The organism is Pseudomonas sp. GW823-FHT06B06 (assembly GCF_058795195.1).
Genome location: NZ_JBXAHO010000009.1, coordinates 175620 through 197131 on the forward strand (window position 1 = coordinate 175620; position 21512 = coordinate 197131).

Here is a 21512-nt window from a genome sequence, read left to right on the forward strand (position 1 = left end):
TAGGATCGACGCAATCGTTAAATTTATTAAACAGAGGCTGCAGGATGGCGAACACCCCTTACCCAGAGTCCTATTACGCCGCATCGGCCAATGCGGTGCCGCCGCGCCCGTCTTTGCAAGGCGAGGTCGAGACTGATGTCTGCGTGATCGGCGCCGGTTATACCGGACTGTCCTCGGCGTTGTTCCTGCTGGAGCACGGCTTTCGGGTGACGGTGCTGGAAGCGGCCAGGGTGGGTTTCGGTGCGTCGGGGCGCAACGGTGGGCAAATCGTTAACAGCTACAGCCGCGATATCGATGTGATCGAGCGCAGTGTCGGCCCCCGGCAGGCCCAGATGCTGGGGCAGATGGCGTTCGAAGGTGGGCGGATCATTCGTGATCGGGTGGCCAGGTACAACATCCAATGCGATTTGAAGGACGGCGGCGTGTTTGCCGCCATCACCCCCAAACAGATGGGCCACCTGGAATCCCAGAAGCGCTTGTGGGAGCGATTCGGGCACACGCAGCTGGAGTTGCTCGACCAGCGCCGCATCCGCGAGGTCGTGGCGTGCGATCAATACATCGGTGGCATGCTCGACATGAGTGGCGGGCACATCCATCCGCTCAACCTGGCGCTGGGCGAAGCGGCGGCCGTGGAGTCGTTGGGCGGCACCATTCATGAACAGTCGCCGGCAGTACGCATCGAACGCGGCGCCAGCCCGGTTGTCCACACGCCACAGGGCAAAGTCAGGGCCAAGTTCATTATCGTGGCGGGCAACGCCTACCTGGGCAACCTGGTTCCGGAGTTGGCGGCCAAATCGATGCCTTGCGGCACGCAGGTGATTACCACCGAACCCTTGGGCGATGAGTTGGCGAAAAGCCTGCTGCCCCAGGACTATTGCGTGGAAGACTGCAACTACCTGCTCGACTATTACCGCCTGAGCGGCGACAAGCGCCTGATTTTCGGCGGCGGCGTGGTATATGGCGCACGAGACCCGGCGAACATCGAAGCGATCATACGTCCGAAGATGCTCAAGGCGTTCCCGCAGCTCAAGGATGTGAAAATCGACTACGCCTGGACCGGTAATTTCCTGCTGACCCTGTCACGTCTTCCTCAGGTCGGAAGACTGGGCGACAACATTTATTACTCCCAGGGCTGCAGCGGCCATGGCGTTACCTACACGCACCTGGCGGGCAAGGTCCTGGCCGAGGCATTGCGCGGTCAGGCAGAACGTTTCGACGCCTTTGCCGACCTGCCCCACTACCCGTTCCCGGGTGGGCAACTGTTGCGCACCCCGTTTGCTGCGCTGGGTGCGTGGTACTACGGATTGCGCGACAAACTCGGGTTCTAATGCGCTAAAAAAATGCCCGTATCTGCTGATACGGGCATTTTTTATTTGCTCACAAAGCCTTTACCCAGCGATGGCGCGGTCCGCCGACAGTTTGCCAGCCCCTTCGATCAGCACCGCAATGCTGCCACCGAGCAACGCCAGGGCGAATTCATAGCCGTTGTTGGCCATGAACAGGCCGTTGCTGATATGAACCGTAAAGATCGCCACCAGTGAAAGGAAGGTCAGGCCCAATGCTGCCGGACGTACCAGCAAGCCGATGATCAATGCCAGGCCGCCGAAGAACTCGGTACCGCCCGCCAGCGTCGCCATCAGGTAGCCCGGTGTCAGGCCGATGCTTTCCATGTACTGCGCGGTGCCCGCCAGGCCATAGCCACCCAATGCCCCGAAGAGTTTTTGCGAACCGTGGGCGGCGAAGATGATGCCGACAACAATCCGCAAAACGGTCAGGCCGTAGCCAGCGCGGGTAAACAGTACCTTGTTGATCAGTGTGCTCATGCTGTGTCATCCCTAAAAGAGTGTGTGTTGGTTGGCCGCTATATTAATCAGTAAATCTCATGTTAAAAGCGTAAAAAATCCGCCATAACAATCAGTTTATTCGATCATTTACGAAGGGCAACTTTTTGCCCCTGGGGCTCCAACGACTCCCGCTCCCGATCGAACGCCAGGTAATACTTGTTCACGCTATTAACATAGCTGACAGGTCCCATTCCCACCTGCTCCATGGCGATGCGCTCCACCTGGAAAAACCACTGGTTGGGGTTCAACCCGCGACGCCTGGCTTCCGCGCGCATCCCTTGCACCCGCTCCGGGCCGATGTTGTAGGCCGCCAGCACAAAGGCCATGCGCTCGCGCTCATTGAGCTTGGGGCTGGCAAAGAACTTGCGGCGGATCATCGCCAGGTACTTGGCCCCGGCCTGCACATTGGCATCGAGCTCATGAATGTTGCTGACGCCCACCCGCTGCGCCGCTGACGGTGTGATCTGCATCAGGCCGGTTGGCGCACCGCCACTGCGTGCCGAGGGCTGCAGGCCGGACTCCTTGAACGCCAGCGCCGCCAGGTTCAGCCAGTCCATGTCCTGGGCACTTGCATGTTTCTGCAGCACCGGCCGCAGCTTTTCCAGGCGCTGGCGGTCAGCCTTGGCCAGGGGATAGTGGACCTGATACTGGCGTCGATAGATCCGCAGGAACGCAGCATCCTGGTCCGACGGCTTTTTATAGCCTGCCAGGAAACGATCGATGCTGGCGCGCAGCATTGACGCATCGCGGCGCACGAACCAGAACTCTTCGCCTGGCTCGCTGATGAGCACCTGGCGATCGACTCGTAATTTCGGCAGGATCTTGCCCCAGCGCTCGGCGATCGGTTGCTCGACGATGGTCAGGTGAAATATCCCGCCCTGGACCATCTCCAGCACATCCTCGACCGCCAGGCTCGGGTCGACCCACTCGATCTTGACCGGCGGCAATTTGTGCAGCGCCAGCTTCTGATTGATCTGGCTGATGGCGTCACCGGCGGCGCTGCCGTTGGGCAACGCCAGGGTTTTACCCGACAGTTGTTCAAGACGGGTATAGCGACGTTCGCCCTTGATCCCCACCAGCACCAACGGGATGTTACTGGCAACGGGCTCACTGCTGCTGACGGCGAAGCCTGGCTGCAAATCCAGCAACTCGCCGGGAGCCACAAGGTCGCCCTCCCCACGCTGCAATGCGCCGAGCAGTTGATCCTTGGCTCTGGGAATGATCTTGAGGGTAATTTCCTGGCCGTCGCGGGCATGGCCGTTGAGGTATTGCTCGAAAGCACGCAAGCGATGGTATTCGACGCCGATGGCCTGGCCCTGGACTTCGCCGGAGCTGTTACGGCTTTGATTGACCAGCACGCGCAGCACGCGGCTGCTGCGGATGTCCGTCAGGTCACGCACCTTGGTCGCCGGTACGGCTTGCAGCGGCCCGGGCAGACGCGCAACCGCCGACATCGGCAGCAGCAGCGAGCAACACAGCAGTAGCAAAATCGAGGGACGAATCATCCACTCTCCGCAAAGAATTCAGGTCGACTGCATGAATGGCTTCACGCAATCAAGCGACAGAAACAGAGCGCCCTGAAGCGCTGGCAACGCGCGAAAGACTGGCACAATGATGGCAGCGTCACCACCCAGACTTCTTCGCGGCATTAAGAGACAGCGATAACCTGTTGTAGTTCTTGGCTTTTCTTATAAATCCTGGGCTCTGGTATGCTTTGCGGTCCTGGGCCCGAGGTAGCACCATGCAACTCATCGATATCGGCGTCAACCTGACCAACCCCAGTTTTGCCGACAAGCACCAGGCTGTACTGGACCGCGCCTATGCCGCCGGAGTCTGCCAATTGGTGCTCACTGGCACCAGTGTCGAGGGCAGTGAGCAGGCACTGGAGTTGTGCCAGCAACTGGACGAAACAGCGCAACGGCTGTTTGCCACCGCCGGCGTTCATCCCCACGCGGCCAGCGACTGGAATGCCGACAGTGCGCGTCGCCTGCGCAGCCTGCTGAAGGAAGCGAACATCGTGGCGATTGGTGAATGCGGCCTGGATTTCAACCGCGATTTTTCACCGCGCGCACAACAGGAGAAAGTCCTCGAAGAACACCTGGCGCTGGCGGTAGAACTGCAAATGCCAGTGTTCCTGCACGAACGCGATGCGAGCCAGCGCCTGCTGGAAATCCTGCGCGACTACCGCGATCAATTGCCGGCCGCCGTGGTGCATTGCTTCACCGGCGAAAAGAAAGCCCTGTTCAGTTACCTGGACATGGATTTGCACATCGGCATCACCGGCTGGATTTGCGATGAGCGCCGAGGCACGCATTTGCACCCGCTGGTCAAGGAGATCAAGCGTGGGCGGTTGATGCTGGAGAGCGATGCGCCATACCTGTTACCGCGCAGCCTTCGGCCCAAACCGAAAAACGGTCGCAACGAGCCGGCGTATCTGACGGAAGTCTTACGTGAGGTGGCCTTGCACCGCGGGGAAAGCCAGGAAGACCTGGCCGCCCACAGTACGGCGTGCGCGCGGGCGTTCTACGGGCTGCCCAGCGTGGATTGAACGCGGGCCCGGATCGGGCCCACGCTACGACTGCGGTCTTAGTGACTGCTGCGCAACATTTCCTTGGGCACGTATTTGCCGATCTCGAACTTGCCGATCGCCGCGCGGTGCACTTCATCCGGGCCGTCAGCCAGGCGCAGGGTGCGTTGCATGGCATACATATAGGCCAGCGGGAAATCGTTGGACACCCCTGCCCCGCCATGGATCTGGATCGCCCGGTCGATTACGCGCAAGGCCACGTTTGGCGCCACCACTTTGATCTGCGCAATTTCACTCTTCGCCACTTTGTTTCCGACGGTGTCCATCATGTACGCCGCCTTGAGCGTCAGCAGGCGAGCCATGTCGATCTCCATCCGCGAATCGGCGATCTTGTCGATGTTGCCGCCCAGACGCGCCAGGGGTTTGCCGAACGCGGTACGGTTCACCGAGCGTTTACACATCAGTTCCAGCGCACGTTCCGCCATGCCGATCGAACGCATGCAGTGGTGAATCCGGCCCGGGCCAAGACGACCCTGGGCAATTTCGAAGCCGCGCCCTTCACCCAACAGGACGTTTTCGTACGGCACCCGGACATTTTCAAACAGCACTTCAGCATGGCCGTGAGGTGCATCGTCATAGCCGAACACGGGCAACGGACGCACGATCTTCACGCCGGGGGTGTCCACCGGAACCAGAATCATCGAGTGCTGCGCATGGCGCGGCGCGTCGGGATTGCTCAGGCCCATGAAGATCAGGATCTTGCAACGCGGATCGCACGCGCCGGAGGTCCACCATTTCTTGCCGTTGATCACCCACTCGTCACCCTGGCGCTCGGCACGGGCGGCCATGTTGGTGGCGTCGGAGGACGCAACGTCTGGTTCGGTCATGGCGAACGCTGAGCGAATCTCGCCGCGCAACAAGGGTTCGAGCCAGCGTTGTTTCTGTTCTTCGTTGGCGTAGCGCACCAGTACTTCCATGTTGCCAGTGTCTGGCGCCGAACAGTTGAACGGCTCAGGCCCCAGCAGCGAACGCCCCATGATCTCCGCCAGCGGAGCGTATTCAAGGTTGGTCAGGCCAGCGCCGAGCTCGGACTCAGGCAGAAACAAATTCCACAGGCCTTGAGCCTTGGCCTTGAGTTTGAGTTCTTCCATGATCGCGGTCGGCTGCCAGCGGTCGCCCTCGGCGACCTGGCGCTCGAATACCGCTTCGGCGGGATAGACATAGGTGTCCATGAACGCGGTCACGCGCTCACGCAGTTCTTGCACCTTGGGCGAATAAGCGAAATCCATGGGCAGCTACCTTCTTGCGGGAGGTTGTTTAGGTCATGCAATCGATGCTAGAACAGCCATGAAAATTTACCTAGCCTATTCTCGGCGTGTATAAACATTCATCACCGATATATGATCGACTGATAGCCAAGGCTACCGTCCACACAATAAGAGAGCCGCGTAAATGAATCTGAGCAAGGTCGACCTCAACCTTTTCATCGTCTTCGACGCGATCTACACCGAAGCCAACCTGACCCGTGCTGGCCAGATCGTCGGGATTACCCAACCTGCGGTGTCCAACGCGCTGGCCCGCCTGCGCGAGACCTTCAACGATCCATTGTTCGTGCGCACCGCCCAAGGCATGGTGCCAACACCCATGGCGCAAAACATTATCGGCCCGGTGCGCAACGCGCTGTCACTGCTGCGCGTTTCGGTACAGGAAAGCCGCATCTTCAATCCATTGCAGGCGGTCAAGACCTACCGCATCAGCATGACCGACCTCACTGAAGCCGTGATCCTGCCACCGCTGTTCCAGCGCCTGCGCCGCCTTGCGCCGACGGTCATCATCGAAAGCTTTTTGTCCAAGCGCCGCGAGACCACCAAGGAACTGGCCGCGGGCCGACTCGACTTCGCCGTGGATGCACCACTCAACACCGACCCGCAGGTGCGTCACGTCAAGTTGATGGAGGATCGCTACGTGTGCGCCATGCGCAAAGGGCACCCGCTGGCGGGCAAGGAAAAATTCACCCTCGATGATTACCTGGGACTGACCCACATCCACATTTCCAGCCGTCGCAGCGGCCTGGGTTATGTCGACCTGGCCCTCGGCAAAATGGGCATCCAGCGCAAGATCGCCCTGCGCTCCCAGCATTACCTGATGGCCTCGCAGGTGCTGCAGCAGACCGATATGGTCATGACCGTGCCGGAACGCTTCGCGCGCCGCAACGATTTGCACGCCTTTTATCTGCCAGTCAACGATGTGCCCCCGGTGGAAACCCACCTTTACTGGCACGAAAGCACTGACCAGGACCCGGCGAACCGCTGGATGCGCGAGCAGATGATCGAGTTGTGCCAGCAGGTGACGGCGCAGGAGAAGAAGCTGGAGAAGGTGTAGGACGCTGGACCGCAGCGCCTTCTTCGCGAGCAGGCTCGCTCCCACATGGGTCTCCAGTGAACACAATATTTGTGTCAGACAGAGATCCCCTGTGGGAGCGAGCCTGCTCGCGATGGGGCCAGCGAGGTTACTGAAAAACCCTGCCCCTTGACGTAAACGTCAACCTGCCATTAGCTTAGCGCCATGACCTTTTGCGAGCGCGCCCATGAGCAGCCAGACCTACAGCATTTCCGACCTCGCCCGTGAGCTCGACATCACCACCCGGGCCATTCGCTTCTATGAAGAACAAGGTTTGCTCAGCCCCGAGCGACGTGGCCAGGAACGCATCTACTCACCCCGCGACAAGGTCAGCCTGAAGTTGATCCTGCGGGGCAAGCGTATCGGTTTTTCCCTGGCCGAGTGCCGCGAGCTGATCGAGCTCTACGATCCTTCCAGCGGTAACACCAAGCAACTGCACAGCATGCTGGCGAAAATCAGCGAGCGTCGGGAACAACTGGAACAGCAGATGCTGGATATCGAGCAGATGAAACTGGAGCTTGATACGGCTGAAGAGCGCTGTGTGCAGGCGCTGGAACAAACCCTCAAGAACCAGGAATCGGTTCAATAGATCCACACAAATCGAATGTGGGAGCGGGCTTGCTCGCGAATGCGATTTGTCATTCAACATTGATGTGGGCTGAACTGGCGTATTCGCGAGCAAGCCCGCTCCCACATTAGATCACCGCTCACCCAATACTTCAGGTGATTCTTATGTCCCTACCAACCCACGTACGCATTGTCGAAGTCGGCCCTCGCGACGGTTTGCAAAACGAAGCCCAACCCATCAGCGTTGCCGACAAGGTGCAGTTGGTCGACGCACTGACGGCGGCGGGCCTTGGCTATATAGAAGTCGGCAGTTTCGTCTCGCCCAAGTGGGTACCGCAGATGGCGGGTTCCGCCGAGGTGTTTGCGCAGATCCAGCGTAAACCCGGCGTGACCTATGGCGCTCTCGCCCCCAACCTGCGCGGCTTTGAAGATGCCCTTGCCTGCGGGGTCAAGGAAGTCGCGGTGTTCGCCGCGGCGTCCGAAGCGTTTTCCCAGCGCAACATCAACTGCTCGATCAGTGAAAGCCTGGAGCGATTCGCCCCCATCATGGAGGCCGCCAAGCAGCATGGCGTCAGCGTGCGCGGTTACGTGTCCTGCGTGCTGGGCTGCCCCTATGAGGGTGACGTCGCACCCGAGCAAGTTGCACGGGTCGCACGGGAACTCTATGCCATGGGCTGCTACGAGGTGTCGCTGGGCGACACCATCGGCACCGGCACCGCGGGCGCCACACGCAAGATGTTCGACGTGGTGTCGGCCGATGTGCCCCGGGAAAAACTCGCCGGGCACTTCCACGACACCTACGGCCAGGCCATGGCCAATATCTACGCCAGCCTGCTGGAAGGTATCTCGGTGTTCGACAGCTCCATCGCCGGCCTTGGTGGCTGCCCCTATGCCAAGGGCGCCAGCGGCAACGTCGCCACCGAGGACGTGGTTTACCTGCTCAACGGCCTCGGGATCGAAACCGGAATCAACCTGGATGCACTGATCCTGGCCGGCCAGCAAATTTGTACCGTGCTGGGGCGCCCCACCGGTTCCCGTGTAGCGAAGGCGCGCAGCGCACACTGAGTGTGCGGTTGTGTCGGGGTGTTACCGCAGACACAAAAGCGTGGCCACAAACGAGTAACACGGAAACAAAACGTAGGGTTTTCCCTGATGCCGAAAACCCTACAAAAAACCAAGTGCTTGTTTTTAAAGGCTTTTTAAAAGTTGGCACGGCTTCTGCTATATCTATCGCATAACAAGAATAAAAAAATTGCGGCAAACCCAATAAAAACAAGACGTAACGACTCTGACATAACAAAAACAACACGGCAGAGACGCAGCTAACAGATTTTTTTGGAGAAGATGTGCTTTTCAGGGTGCTTTTCGGAGTTACCCGCAACCGGGCAGAGAACAATAAAACTACCTTCAGGTAGCTCCCGAACTGGTTGGATCGCTAAGCGAAAAAGTAGATCAGCGCTCAAAAAAATACGTTTGCTCTTGATCCCGGATGGGGATCGACAAAAACAGCGGTAAAGGGCCACGGTTACCAAAAACAAAAACAAACCGCCCCTCAATAATAAAAAAAGAGCACGCGCAACGAAAATTAAAGGGGAGCTTCGGCTCCCCTTTGTGCTGTCTGGCATTCACGATTTCACCGCCCCCTGTAGGAGCGAGCATGCTCGCGATGGCGGTGGTTCAGCCGACAAATACATCGGATGTGCTGCCGTCATCGCGGGCAAGCCCGCTCCCAAAGGGTTAATCATCAGCCCTGCTTGCTACGCAGCTCCTCGATGCTGATCTCGCGCATCCGAAACTTCTGGATCTTGCCCGTCACGGTCATTGGAAACTCATCCACGAACTTGAAGTAGCGCGGCGTCTTGAAGTGCGCGATGCGCTCCTTGCACCAGGCTTGCAGCTCCTGCTCGGTGGCGCTATGGCCGGGGTGGAACTTGATCCAGGCAACGATCTCTTCACCATAACGCGAGCACGGAATGCCGATCACCTGCACATCGGCCACCGCCGGGTGGGTGAAGAAGAACTCTTCCAGCTCGCGCGGATAAATATTCTCGCCACCACGAATGATCATGTCCTTGTTGCGCCCGGCAATGCACACGTAGCCCTCTTCATTCATGCTGGCCAGGTCGCCGGTGTGCATCCAGCCGGCCTGGTCGATGGCTTCCGCCGTACCTTGCGGGTTGTTCCAGTAGCCGAGCATCACACTGTAGCCGCGAGTACAGAGCTCACCGATGGTGCCACGGGGCACCAGATTGCCCGCTTCGTCGATGATTTTGCTTTCCAGCTGTGGCTGGGTACGGCCGACAGTGGTCACGCGCAACTCGAGATCGTCCGAGGGACCTGTCTGCAACGACACCGGGCTGGTTTCCGTCATGCCATAGGCAATCTGCACTTCGTTCATGTGCATTTCATTGATGACCCGGCGCATGACCTCGATCGGGCAAGTCGCCCCGGCCATGATCCCGGTGCGCAGGCTCGACAGGTCGAACTCGGCGCGTTGTGGCTGATCGAGCATGGCGATGAACATGGTCGGCACACCGTAGAGCGCGGTGGCTTTTTCTTCGGCGACAGTGCGCAGGGTCAGCAGCGGATCGAACGCGTCGCTGGGGTAGATCATGGTGCTGCCGTGGGTGATGCAACCGAGGTTACCCATGACCATGCCGAAGCAGTGGTACAACGGCACCGGGATCACCAGACGGTCGACGGCGCTCAGGCCCAGGCTCTCGCCGACCATGTAGCCATTATTGAGAATGTTGTAGTGGCTGAGGGTCGCGCCCTTTGGGAAGCCGGTCGTGCCGGAGGTGTACTGGATGTTCACCGCCTGATCGAAGTGCAGGCTGTCCTGGCGTTCATGCAATTGCTCGACCGATACGCTGCCCGCCAGCCCGGTCAATTGCGACCAGGGCAGGAAACCCTGCGGCGGCTGCGCGTCGAGGCTGATCACGCCGCGCAGTTCCGGCAGGCGCTCGCTGTGCAATTTGCCGATGGCTTGCCCTGCCAGCTCCGGCACCAGGCCCTGCAGCATGGCGTGATAATCGGAGGTCTTGAAAGACCCGGCGCTGACCAGCCATTGGCAGCCGGACTGCTTCAACACGTATTCGAGTTCGGAACTGCGATAGGCCGGGTTGATGTTGACCAGGATCACGCCAATCTTCGCGGTGGCGACCTGTGTAATGCACCACTGGGCACAGTTAGGCGCCCAGATGCCAAGGCGGTCGCCGGCCTGCAGGCCCAGCCCCAATAACGCCCGGGCATGCAGGTCTACCGCATCGGCCAATTGTCGCCAGGTGTAGCGCAGCTGTTGATGGCGCACGACCAGCGCTTCCCCGTTCGGGTACTTTGCCACGGTATTGTCGAACGCCTGGCCGATGGTCATCGCCAGCAAGGCTTTGTCCTGGGAACCACGGGTGTAACTGCGTTGCGGGCTTGCACTGGGTTGATCCATGACGACCCCTATTGTCTTTATTGATGGGCTACCGACGGATACCTGTAGGAGCAGCCGGTCGACGCTCGAATGCTCGCGAAAGTCGTCAACAATAACGCGTGTTTTCTGAATAAACGCTTCAGCCTTGCGTTCATCGCGAGCATTCGAGCGTCGACCGGCTGCTCCTACAGGAACCTGCCTCTACTCTCGCTCAAGTTGACGTTAACGTAAAGGGCGATTGACAGCCATTCGTCACAGGTTTACGTTAACGTAAAGGTGAGAGCCAAAACACTGCCCTCCCCGCCCAACAAAAAAGCCAAAAGGTGACCCATGAGCTACCCATCCCTGAACTTTGCCCTCGGTGAAACCATCGACATGCTGCGCGATCAGGTCCAGTCCTTCGTCGCCAAGGAGATCGCCCCGCGCGCCGCTCAGATCGACATCGACAACCTGTTCCCCGCTGACCTGTGGCGTAAATTCGGCGACATGGGCCTGCTGGGCATCACCGTGCCGGAAGAGTACGGCGGCGCCGGCCTGGGCTACCTGGCGCACGTGGTTGCGATGGAAGAAATCAGCCGTGGCTCGGCTTCTGTAGCCCTGTCCTACGGCGCGCACTCCAATCTCTGCGTCAACCAGATCAACCGCAATGGCAACCACGAACAGAAATCCAAATACCTGCCCAAGCTGATCAGCGGCGAGCACATCGGCGCCCTGGCCATGAGTGAGCCGAACGCCGGTTCCGACGTGGTCTCGATGAAGCTGCGTGCCGACAAGCGCGGCGATCACTACGTGCTCAATGGCAGCAAGACCTGGATCACCAACGGTCCGGACGCCAACACCTACGTGATCTACGCCAAGACCGACCTGGAAAAAGGCCCCCACGGCATCACCGCCTTTATCGTCGAGCGCGACTGGAAAGGCTTCAGCCGCAGCAACAAGTTCGACAAGCTCGGCATGCGCGGCTCCAACACCTGCGAGCTGTTCTTCGATGACGTCGAAGTGCCGGAAGAAAACATCCTCGGCGCGCTTAACGGCGGCGTGAAGGTGCTGATGAGCGGACTCGACTACGAACGCGTCGTGCTTTCAGGCGGCCCGACCGGGATCATGCAGGCCTGCATGGACCTGATCGTGCCCTACATCCACGACCGCAAGCAGTTCGGCCAGAGCATCGGCGAGTTCCAGCTGATCCAGGGCAAGGTTGCCGACATGTACACCCAGCTCAACGCCAGCCGCGCCTACCTGTACGCCGTGGCCCAGGCCTGCGAGCGCGGCGAAACCACGCGCAAGGACGCTGCCGGCGTGATCCTCTACAGCGCCGAACGCGCCACGCAAATGGCCCTCGACGCGATCCAGATTCTCGGTGGCAACGGCTACATCAACGAATTCCCGGCCGGGCGCCTGCTGCGTGACGCCAAGCTGTACGAAATCGGCGCGGGTACCAGTGAGATCCGTCGCATGCTGATCGGTCGCGAACTGTTCAACGAAACCCGCTAAACGGAGCTGTCCATGGCTATCCTGCATACCCAGCTCAACCCCCGTTCCGCGGAGTTCGCGACCAACAGCGCGGCGATGCTCAAACAGGTCGATGCCTTGCACACCCTGCTTGCCCAGGTGGCACAAGGTGGCGGCCCGAAAGCGCAAGAACGCCACACCTCCCGGGGCAAGCTGCTGCCGCGCGAGCGCATCAACCGCCTGCTCGACCCGGGTTCGCCATTTCTGGAGATCAGCCAGTTGGCCGCCTACGAGGTGTACGGCGAAGACGTTCCCGCCGCTGGCGTGATTGCCGGGATCGGCCGCGTGGAAGGCGTCGAATGCATGATCGTCGCCAACGATGCCACGGTAAAAGGTGGCTCGTACTACCCGCTGACAGTGAAAAAGCACCTGCGCGCCCAGACGATCGCCCAGCAGAATCGCCTGCCGTGCATCTACCTGGTGGATTCCGGCGGCGCCAACCTGCCGCGCCAGGATGAAGTGTTTCCGGACCGTGAGCACTTCGGGCGGATCTTCTTCAACCAGGCCAACATGAGCGCCCAGGGCATCCCGCAGATTGCCGTGGTCATGGGCTCCTGCACCGCGGGCGGTGCCTATGTACCGGCCATGGCCGACGAGGCAATCATGGTGCGCGAGCAAGCGACCATCTTCCTCGCCGGCCCACCGCTGGTGAAAGCCGCGACGGGCGAAGTGGTCAGCGCCGAAGACCTGGGCGGGGCCGATGTGCACTGCAAGATCTCCGGTGTGGCCGACCATTACGCCGAAAGCGACGAACATGCCCTGGCCATCGCCCGCCGCAGCGTTGCCAACCTCAACTGGCGCAAGCTGGGTGAAGTGCAGCAACGCGCACCGATCGCCCCGCTCTACGCCAGCGACGAGCTGTACGGCATCGTGCCGGCCGATGCCAAGCAACCGTTCGACGTGCGTGAAGTGATTGCACGGCTGGTGGACGGCTCGGTGTTCGACGAATTCAAAGCGCTGTTCGGAACCACGCTGGTGTGCGGTTTTGCCTACCTGCACGGTTACCCGATCGCGATCCTGGCCAACAACGGCATTCTCTTTGCCGAAGCTGCACAGAAAGGTGCGCACTTCATCGAGCTGGCTTGCCAGCGCGGCATCCCGCTGCTGTTCCTGCAGAACATCACCGGGTTCATGGTCGGGCAAAAATACGAAGCCGGCGGCATCGCCAAGCACGGGGCGAAACTGGTGACCGCCGTGGCCTGCGCCAAGGTGCCGAAGTTCACCGTGATCATCGGCGGCAGCTTCGGCGCCGGTAACTACGGCATGTGTGGTCGGGCCTACGATCCACGTTTCCTGTGGATGTGGCCGAACGCGCGCATCGGCGTGATGGGTGCCGAACAGGCAGCCGGCGTGTTGGTGCAGGTCAAGCGCGAGCAGGCCGAGCGTGGTGGTCATGGTTTCAGTGCCGAGCAGGAAGCCGAGATCAAGCAACCGATCCTCGACCAGTACGAAGAACAGGGCCACCCCTACTATTCCAGCGCTCGCCTGTGGGATGACGGCGTCATCGACCCGGCCCAGACCCGCGATGTCCTGGCACTGGCCTTGTCCGCGTCGTTGAACGCACCCATCGAACCGAGCCGCTTCGGCGTGTTCCGGATGTGATTTTTTTGTAGGAACGGGCTTTTGTGGCGAGGGGATTTATCCCCGTTCGATTGCGCAGCAATCGCCACCAATCGTGAGCGAGCCAGTTCCCACAAAGACCGTGGAGAAGGATGAATATGAGCGACTTCAACACCCTCGAACTGCTGACCGACCCGCGTGGCTTTGCCACGCTGTGGCTCAGTCGTGAAGAAAAGAACAACGCCTTCAACGCCCAGATGATCCGCGAACTGATCCTCGCCCTGGACAAGGTGGCCAGCGATGCCAACGTGCGTTTCCTGCTGGTGCGTGGTCGCGGCAAACACTTCAGCGCCGGCGCCGACCTGGCCTGGATGCAGCAATCGGCTGAACTCGATTACGCCACCAACCTCGACGACGCCCGAGAACTGGCAGAGTTGATGTACAACCTCGCCAAGCTGAAAATCCCGACCCTGGCCGTGGTGCAAGGCGCGGCGTTCGGCGGCGCCCTGGGCCTGATCAGTTGCTGTGACATGGCCATCGGCGCCGATGACGCGCAGTTCTGCCTGTCGGAAGTGCGTATCGGCCTGGCACCGGCCGTGATCAGCCCGTTCGTGGTACAAGCCATGGGCGAGCGCGCCACCCGACGCTATGCCTTGACCGCTGAGCGCTTCGGCGGGCAACGGGCACGGGAGCTCGGCCTGTTGTCGGAGAGTTACCCGACGGCCGAGCTGGAACAGAAAATCGAACAGTGGATCGACAACCTGCTGCTCAACAGCCCGGCGGCCATGCGCGCCAGCAAGGACCTGCTGCGTGAAGTCGGCGACGGCACGCTGACCCCGTCCCTGCGTCGCTACACCGAGAACGCCATTGCCCGCATCCGCGTCAGCCCGGAAGGCCAGGAAGGCCTGCGCGCCTTCCTGCAAAAACGTCCGCCGAGCTGGCAAGCCGCAACCACCACCAAGGAGCCGCGTTGATGAGCGCACCTGTCCTCACTACCCTGTTGGTGGCCAACCGCGGCGAAATCGCCTGTCGGGTAATGCGCACCGCCAAAGCCCTGGGCCTGACCACCGTGGCTGTACACAGCGCCACCGACCGCGATGCCCGACACAGCCGTGAAGCCGATATCCGTGTCGACCTCGGCGGCAGCAAGGCCGCCGACAGTTACCTGCAAATCGACAAGTTGATTGCCGCCGCCAAGGCCAGCGGTGCCCAGGCGATCCATCCCGGCTACGGTTTCCTCTCCGAGAATGCCGGGTTCGCCCGCGCCATCGAAGCCGCTGGCCTGATCTTCCTCGGCCCGCCCGCCTCGGCCATCGACGCCATGGGCAGTAAATCCGCGGCCAAGGCCTTGATGGAAACCGCTGGCGTGCCGTTGGTACCGGGCTATCACGGTGAAGCCCAGGACCTCGAGACCTTCCGCGACGCCTGCGAACGCATCGGCTACCCGGTGCTGCTCAAGGCCACGGCCGGTGGCGGCGGCAAGGGCATGAAAGTGGTCGAGGACGTCAGCCAATTGGCCGAAGCCCTGGCCTCGGCGCAACGTGAAGCTCAATCGTCGTTCGGCGATTCGCGGATGCTGGTGGAGAAGTACCTGCTCAAACCCCGCCACGTGGAGATCCAGGTGTTCGCCGATCAACACGGCAACTGCCTGTACCTCAACGAACGCGACTGCTCGATTCAGCGTCGGCACCAGAAAGTCGTCGAAGAAGCGCCGGCGCCCGGCCTGAGCCCTGAACTGCGCCGCGCCATGGGCGAAGCGGCCGTGCGTTCGGCACAGGCCATCGGTTACGTCGGTGCTGGCACCGTGGAATTCCTGCTGGATGCCCGCGGCGAATTTTTCTTCATGGAGATGAACACCCGCCTGCAGGTCGAACACCCGGTAACCGAAGCCATTACCGGCCTCGACCTGGTGGCCTGGCAGATTCGTGTGGCCCGCGGCGAAGCCTTGCCGATGACCCAGGACCAGGTGCCGCTGAACGGTCACGCGATTGAAGTGCGCTTATACGCCGAAGATCCGGGCAATGACTTCCTGCCCGCTACCGGTCGCCTGGAACTGTATCGCGAATCCGCGCCGGGTGCGGGTCGCCGGGTGGACAGCGGCGTTGAAGAAGGCGATGAGATTTCGCCGTTCTACGACCCGATGCTCGGCAAGCTGATTGCCTGGGGTGAGGACCGTGAGCAGGCGCGCTTGCGACTGCTGGCCATGCTCGACGAATTCGCGATTGGCGGGCTCAAGACCAACATCAACTTCCTGCGGCGAATCATCGGTCATCCGGCGTTTGCCCAGGCCGAACTCGATACCGGGTTCATTCCCCGTTACCAGGAACAGCTTTTGCCACAACCTGCGGCACTCAGCGACGCGTTCTGGCAAGCCGCCGCCCAGGCATTCGTCCAGAGCCTGCACAGCCCATCGCGCAGCGATGACCCAAGCTCGCCGTGGGCTATCGGCAACGGTATGCGCGCCGGTTTGCCCGCGCAAATCACCCTGCACCTGAGTTGCGAGGGCCAGGACCGCGCGTTGACGCTGGGTAACCCCCAATCCCAAAGCGCCCGACTCAAGGGCGAGCAGTTGCTGACCGAGCACGAAGGCGTGCGTCGCCAGCACCGGGCGATCCGCCGTGGCGACTGTGTCTACCTGCAATGGGAAGGCGAACTGCGCCGCATCGAGACCTACGACCCGATCACCGCCGTAGAAGCCAGTCACGCCCATCACGGCGGGCTCACCGCCCCCATGAATGGCAGCATCGTGCGCGTGCTGGTGGAGGCCGGGCAAACGGTCGAGGCCGGGGCGCAACTGGTGGTGCTGGAGGCCATGAAGATGGAGCACAGCATCCGCGCACCCCACGCCGGTGTGATCAAGGCGCTGTATTGCCAGGAAGGCGAGATGGTCAGCGAAGGCAGTGCCCTGGTCGAACTGGAAGAAGCCTGACAGGCAGGCCGGCCCCGCGCATGACGCGGGCCGGCCTGGCTAGAATTTCACGGTTGCCTGGACCACCACGCCGATAATTCGGCACTCGTCGGTGAACAGGCTTTTCGGGTAGGTCGGATTGAGCGGGACCAGGTAACGCTGCCCGCCCTCCTCACTCAACTTGCGAAAAATCGCCTCGCTGCTGTCCGGCCATTGCGCGATCACCAGCTTGCCCGGCACCGCGTCCACATCCGGGTCCACCAGGATCAACATGCCCTCGGCAACGCTGGGACCGCTGGGAGCGGTCATGGCATCGCCAACCACCGTCAGCCAGAACGCCGCGCCTCGAGCGTGGTAGTCAGACAGTTCGAAACGGTACGGCGCCCGCTCGCCATCGCGCACCTGCACGGTGTCCCGCCAGTCACTGACCGGGTAGCGAAAGTACGGGTTGTACTTTTGCGTCAGGCAGACCTCATCGTCCTGTTCCTGCCCATGTTCGCGAATCACCAGCGCCACTTCGAGAAAATCCAGGCCCAGGGCCTGCAGCACGCGATTCATGTCGTCGATGCCAGGCTGACGGCGTTTTGTCAGCCAATGCCCGATGCCACCCTGGGACATCCCGAGGCGGTCGGCGAGTATTTCCTGAGTGATCTTGAGTTCACTCATCTTGGCCTTGACCAATGCTATCCATTTATCCATGTGCGGCACGATACGTGGGGGACCTCGGTCGACAAAACACAAAATGTAGTATTAATAGAATTGTCATAAATACGTAACGTATTAGGATGGGTAAACGGATCTGAATTTATCACGGAGTTCGCCTTGACCATGAATCCACCCAGCAACGACTTGCCCGACATGCAAATCGACACGTCCCTCAACTCACCCCAGGGCTCCGCCGCCGCACAGCGAGCATTGGATTATTACTTGAAACCAGCTATTGCAGAGGAAGCAGCGCCGGAGCGCCTCTTTGACGTAAACCGAAATATCAGCATCGAAGAAGCCCTGGTGCATGCTTCAGGGCTGCTACGTTGTGCGGCCGCCACTGCCTACGAGTCAGCCAGTCATTTGCACGGGGCACATCGGGACCTGGCGCTCTCGACCGTGCATATGATCGACATGGCAAAGGCAATGGTGAACCGCTCCCTGGAGGGCGGCCAGAAAGGCTAGTTGGAGGAGTACCGGGACAGAAGGACAGGAAAGAATTTTCCCGACGCGCAGCCAAAATCGTTTGACTTGCAAACGAGAATGATTATTATTGCATCAGCTGATCGCGAGATCAGTCGATGGACCAGGGACCTTAGGTCGGTCGCCTGGACTATCTCCTCATCAGGCTAATCACGGTTTTTGACCCGGCTTTTTGCCGGGTCTTTTTTTTGCCAGTTTTCTGGCTTATGGCTTCAGGCTAATGAAGTCTTGATGTGTCGCAAATTCGATGGCGCGGATCATATCAAAACAACATTAGTCGGCAAGAGAAGCCTTCTGTCGAGGGGGCAAACTAATGGCAAATAGCACTTGAGAATCAATCGCATACTCTCTAAGCTGCGACGGCGTCAAGGAAGACGCCCCCTCAGCCTATCAATACACGGCTATATGCGAGTCCGCTCGCGGCTCGGTCCCGCCACACAGTACACCGGTGTCAGGATCGCGCAGGATGATCTGGCCCCGCCCGTAACTCGTGCGATCGCACACCACCTCGACTTCGTGCCCGCGCCGTGCCAGTGCCGCCGCCATGTCTCGCGAGGCGTCCTGCTCGATGCCAACCTTCAGTTCGCCCAACCATTGCCAGCGCGGTGCGTCCAGGGCCGCTTGTGGATTGAGCCCGAAATCCACCAGGTTCATGACCATCTGCACATGCCCCTGGGGCTGCATGTAGCCGCCCATCACGCCGAAAGGTCCCAGCGCTTCACCGTCCTTGCTGAGAAACCCGGGAATGATGGTATGGAAGGTCTTTTTCCCAGGTGCCAGGCAATTCGCATGGCTGGGATCAAGGCTGAATTCTTCGCCACGGTTTTGCAGGGCGATACCGCTGTCGGGCAGCACCACGCCGGAACCGAATCCGTGATAATTGCTCTGGATGAATGACACCATGTTGCCGTCGGCATCGGCGGTGGCCAGGTAGACGGTGCCACTGGCATGGGGATCGCCCGGCTTCGGTGCCGCCGCGCGTTCGCCGATCTGTGCCCGCCGGTGGGTGGCATAGGCGTCGCTGAGCAAATCGTCCACGGCAACCCGCATGTGCTGCGGGTCTGTGATGTAGTGCAGCCCATCGCTGTAGGCGAGCTTCATGGCTTCAAGTTGACGGTGCCAGGTCTGTTGGCTGTCACGGTGGTCGAATGCGAATCCTTCGAGAATCTTCAGCGTCATCAAGGCCACCAGTCCCTGGCCGCTCGGCGGAATCTCCCAGACGTCGACACCGCGGTAGTTAACCTTGATCGGCTCGACCCACTGGGCGCGGTAGTCTTGCAGATCACTGGCACGCAGGTAGCCGCCGGTGGCGCGCGAATGAGCGTCCAGGCGTTGCGCCAATGCGCCGCGATAGAAGCTTTCGCAACCGCTGGCCGCCAGCTCGCTCAAAGTGCGTGCCTGGGCCGGGTTGCGAAACAGTTCGCCTGCGCGCGGTGCACGGCCGTCAATCAGAAAGGTTTCGAACCAGCTGTCGAGCACGTCGCTACGATCAGGAGTGAAATCTTCCAGTGCGGTTTGCCACTGCAAGGCAACCACCGGCGATACCGGAAATCCATCCCGCGCCAGGCTGATCGCCGGCTGCAACAGATCGGCAAAGGGCAGGCGACCAAACCGCGTGGACAGCTCAGCCCAGGCGGATGGACAGCCCGGCACCGTTACAGGCGTCCAGCCATGCAGCGGCATTTTTTCATGACCGGCCGCCCTCACCGCCTCGATGCTCAAGGCTTGCGGGGCTGCACCGTTGCCATTCAGGCCGTGCAGTTTGTCCTGGGTCCAGACCAACGCAAAGGCGTCGCCGCCAATGCCGCAACCGGTGGGTTCGACCACCGTCAGGGCCGCAGCCGTGGCAATCGCCGCATCGATGGCATTGCCTCCGCGCCGCATCATTTCAATTCCGGCTTCGGCGGCCAGTGGCTGGGAGGCGGCGACCATGCCGCGCTTGGCGAAGACACTTTGACGTTGCGACGCGTAGGGATACTCATGGGCAGAAAACTTGAACATGGCAGGACTCACACAAATGGGTTGGACAGACTCAAAGCACGCGACTGAGAAACGCTCGGGTACGGGCATGCTTCGGCTGGCTGAAGATCTGTTCGGGCGGCCCCTGCTCGATCAGTTCACCTTGATCGAGCACCACCACGCGGTCGGCCACCTCGCGGGCAAAACCCATCTCGTGGGTGACCACGACCATGGTCATGCCCTCCTCGGCCAGCTCCTTCATCACTTGCAGTACTTCGCCAACCGTCTCCGGATCCAGGGCGCTGGTAGGCTCGTCGAATAGCATTGCCTGGGGTTTCATCGCGAGCGCCCGGGCAATAGCCACTCGCTGCTGCTGACCACCTGACAACATCGAAGGATAGTGATCGGCTTTCTCCGCCAACCCCACGCGCTTGAGCAGCGCCCTCGCCTGATCCACCGCCGCAGCACGAGGCACGCCCAGCACCTGGATGGGCGCTTCGATGATGTTTTCCAGGGCGGTCATGTGCGGGAACAAATTGAAGCGCTGGAACACCATGCCGATGTCCCGGCGCTGACGCGCAATGTTGCGTTCCGAGTCGCGGGCCAGGCTGCCATCGGCGCGGGTGCGGTAGCCCATTGGCCGACCACCGACACGGATCTGCCCGGACTGAATGTCTTCGAGCAGGTTGATGCAGCGGATAAAGGTGGTTTTGCCGGAACCGGAAGCGCCGATCAGCACCACCACTTCACCGCGTTTCACTTGCAGTGAAATGCCCTTGAGAATTTCCAGGTCACCGAAAGACTTGTGGACATCCAGGGCTTCGATCACCAGTTCTTCACTCATGTGCGCCATCTCAACGCCCCCTCAGCAGTTTCATGGTGTTGCGGCCAAACATCCGGCTGGCAGCCGGTGCCGGGCGATCGGATTGACCGAAGCGTTTTTCCAGCCAGCGCTGGAAGAAGCCCCACAGCGTGGTCAAGGCCAGGAAGTAGATGGCCACGACCAGGTACAGCTCGAACACACGGAAAGTCGCCGAGGTCACCATTTGCGTGCTAAGCAGCAACTCCTGCACCCCGATGACGCTGACCAGCGTGGTGTTTTTCAACATCACGTTGAACTCGTTACCCAGCGGCGGCACGATCACCCGGAACGCCTGGGGCAGGACGATGCGCCGCATCAATTTGGCAAAGGTCATGCCCAGGGAGCGCCCGGCCTCGTATTGGCCCTTGTCCACCGCACCGATACCGGCGCGGATGATTTCCGCCATATACGCGCCTTCATTCAGGCCCAGGGCAATGATCGCCGCCTGGATGTTGCCCGGCACGATGAACCAGCCGAGATCCAGGTCCTCAAAACGGAAAATGCCCCCCGCCGCCAGTGCCGTGTACAGGAAGACGATCTGCACCAGCAGCGGCGTGCCGCGCATCAGCCAGACATAAAAACGCACCGGGTACTGCAACAGCGGGTTGCTCGACAGCTTCATCAACGCCGCGATCAACCCCAGGACGCAACCTAGCAACATCGCCGACACGCTGATCAGGCAGGTCAGCCACAGCCCCGTCAGGTAGACATCGCTGGGCTGCAACAGGTACTGCCAGAACACATCCCAATTGAAATTCATCCGC

At 60.6% G+C, this 21512-nt stretch carries 18 protein-coding genes; 10 read left to right on the top strand and 8 right to left on the bottom strand.

The window, feature by feature from the left end:
• Positions 1 to 44: 44 nt before the first annotated feature.
• On the top strand, positions 45 to 1328 hold the full coding sequence (locus AC1Q8Q_RS10915) for an NAD(P)/FAD-dependent oxidoreductase (RefSeq protein WP_020800380.1): 1284 nt from the start codon (positions 45 to 47) through the stop codon (positions 1326 to 1328).
• A gap of 60 nt (positions 1329 to 1388) precedes the next feature.
• Here the strand turns inward: AC1Q8Q_RS10915 and AC1Q8Q_RS10920 are convergent, their stop codons facing one another.
• On the bottom strand, positions 1389 to 1823 hold the full coding sequence (locus AC1Q8Q_RS10920) for a DoxX family protein (RefSeq protein ID WP_020800379.1): 435 nt from the start codon (positions 1821 to 1823) through the stop codon (positions 1389 to 1391).
• Between the two features lie 104 nt (positions 1824 to 1927).
• Positions 1928 to 3349 carry an MltF family protein gene (locus tag AC1Q8Q_RS10925; protein ID WP_020800378.1) on the bottom strand — a complete coding sequence of 474 codons (1422 nt, stop codon included), beginning with the start codon at positions 3347 to 3349 and terminating at the stop codon, positions 1928 to 1930.
• A gap of 236 nt (positions 3350 to 3585) precedes the next feature.
• Here AC1Q8Q_RS10925 and AC1Q8Q_RS10930 point away from each other — a divergent pair, with 236 nt between their 5' ends.
• Entirely contained in the window at positions 3586 to 4392 is an 807-nt protein-coding gene (locus AC1Q8Q_RS10930) for a TatD family hydrolase (protein ID WP_020800377.1), read from the top strand.
• A gap of 38 nt (positions 4393 to 4430) precedes the next feature.
• Here the strand turns inward: AC1Q8Q_RS10930 and AC1Q8Q_RS10935 are convergent, their stop codons facing one another.
• A complete protein-coding gene (locus AC1Q8Q_RS10935) occupies positions 4431 to 5660 on the bottom strand; it encodes an acyl-CoA dehydrogenase (protein WP_033041303.1) in 1230 nt (409 codons plus the stop codon).
• Between the two features lie 163 nt (positions 5661 to 5823).
• Here AC1Q8Q_RS10935 and AC1Q8Q_RS10940 point away from each other — a divergent pair, with 163 nt between their 5' ends.
• The 3 genes from AC1Q8Q_RS10940 to AC1Q8Q_RS10950 all read left to right on the top strand — a co-directional run bounded on the left by AC1Q8Q_RS10940 (position 5824) and on the right by AC1Q8Q_RS10950 (position 8403).
• Positions 5824 to 6753, top strand: a complete 930-nt coding sequence (locus AC1Q8Q_RS10940) for a LysR family transcriptional regulator (RefSeq protein ID WP_020800375.1) — start codon at positions 5824 to 5826, stop codon at positions 6751 to 6753.
• A gap of 205 nt (positions 6754 to 6958) precedes the next feature.
• Positions 6959 to 7360, top strand: coding sequence for a MerR family transcriptional regulator (locus AC1Q8Q_RS10945; RefSeq protein WP_020800374.1), 402 nt, complete (start codon positions 6959 to 6961; stop codon positions 7358 to 7360).
• 143 nt (positions 7361 to 7503) lie between these two features.
• Complete coding sequence (locus tag AC1Q8Q_RS10950) at positions 7504 to 8403, top strand: hydroxymethylglutaryl-CoA lyase (protein ID WP_033041305.1); 900 nt, start codon at positions 7504 to 7506, stop codon at positions 8401 to 8403.
• A gap of 679 nt (positions 8404 to 9082) precedes the next feature.
• Here the strand turns inward: AC1Q8Q_RS10950 and AC1Q8Q_RS10955 are convergent.
• A complete protein-coding gene (locus AC1Q8Q_RS10955; protein ID WP_168757680.1) occupies positions 9083 to 10780 on the bottom strand; it encodes an AMP-binding protein in 1698 nt (565 codons plus the stop codon).
• A gap of 309 nt (positions 10781 to 11089) precedes the next feature.
• Between AC1Q8Q_RS10955 and AC1Q8Q_RS10960 the strand changes: the two genes are divergently transcribed.
• From AC1Q8Q_RS10960 to AC1Q8Q_RS10975, 4 genes are all read left to right on the top strand, one after another.
• A complete protein-coding gene (locus tag AC1Q8Q_RS10960) occupies positions 11090 to 12253 on the top strand; it encodes an isovaleryl-CoA dehydrogenase (protein ID WP_020800371.1) in 1164 nt (387 codons plus the stop codon).
• 12 nt (positions 12254 to 12265) lie between these two features.
• Positions 12266 to 13873 (top strand): carboxyl transferase domain-containing protein, encoded by a 1608-nt coding sequence (locus AC1Q8Q_RS10965; RefSeq protein WP_020800370.1) that lies wholly within the window; start codon positions 12266 to 12268, stop codon positions 13871 to 13873.
• 116 nt (positions 13874 to 13989) lie between these two features.
• Positions 13990 to 14805: a gamma-carboxygeranoyl-CoA hydratase gene (locus tag AC1Q8Q_RS10970; RefSeq protein WP_151141511.1), complete on the top strand. Its 816-nt coding sequence runs from the start codon at positions 13990 to 13992 to the stop codon at positions 14803 to 14805.
• Positions 14805 to 16760, top strand: coding sequence for an acetyl/propionyl/methylcrotonyl-CoA carboxylase subunit alpha (locus AC1Q8Q_RS10975; RefSeq protein ID WP_033039781.1), 1956 nt, complete (start codon positions 14805 to 14807; stop codon positions 16758 to 16760). The genes AC1Q8Q_RS10970 and AC1Q8Q_RS10975 overlap by 1 nt, the downstream gene beginning before the upstream one ends.
• Before the next feature lie 39 nt (positions 16761 to 16799).
• Here AC1Q8Q_RS10975 and AC1Q8Q_RS10980 read toward each other — a convergent pair whose 3' ends face one another.
• Entirely contained in the window at positions 16800 to 17438 is a 639-nt protein-coding gene (locus tag AC1Q8Q_RS10980) for a LexA family protein (protein ID WP_033039783.1), read from the bottom strand.
• A gap of 129 nt (positions 17439 to 17567) precedes the next feature.
• On the opposite strand from AC1Q8Q_RS10980, the gene AC1Q8Q_RS10985 reads away from it, so the two are divergent.
• The gene (locus AC1Q8Q_RS10985; RefSeq protein ID WP_042955801.1) at positions 17568 to 17909 is read left to right on the top strand and encodes a DUF6124 family protein; all 342 of its coding nucleotides are present in this window, start codon (positions 17568 to 17570) and stop codon (positions 17907 to 17909) included.
• 408 nt (positions 17910 to 18317) lie between these two features.
• Here the strand turns inward: AC1Q8Q_RS10985 and AC1Q8Q_RS10990 are convergent, their stop codons facing one another.
• From AC1Q8Q_RS10990 to AC1Q8Q_RS11000, 3 genes are read right to left on the bottom strand one after another with little or no spacing between them, the layout of a single operon-like run.
• The gene (locus AC1Q8Q_RS10990) at positions 18318 to 19928 is read right to left on the bottom strand and encodes a gamma-glutamyltransferase family protein (protein WP_020800366.1); all 1611 of its coding nucleotides are present in this window, start codon (positions 19926 to 19928) and stop codon (positions 18318 to 18320) included.
• A 31-nt stretch (positions 19929 to 19959) separates the two neighbouring features.
• Positions 19960 to 20739, bottom strand: coding sequence for an amino acid ABC transporter ATP-binding protein (locus AC1Q8Q_RS10995; protein WP_042955799.1), 780 nt, complete (start codon positions 20737 to 20739; stop codon positions 19960 to 19962).
• Position 20740: 1 nt separating this feature from the next.
• Positions 20741 to 21508, bottom strand: coding sequence for an amino acid ABC transporter permease (locus AC1Q8Q_RS11000; protein WP_020800364.1), 768 nt, complete (start codon positions 21506 to 21508; stop codon positions 20741 to 20743).
• Positions 21509 to 21512: the final 4 nt, after the last annotated feature.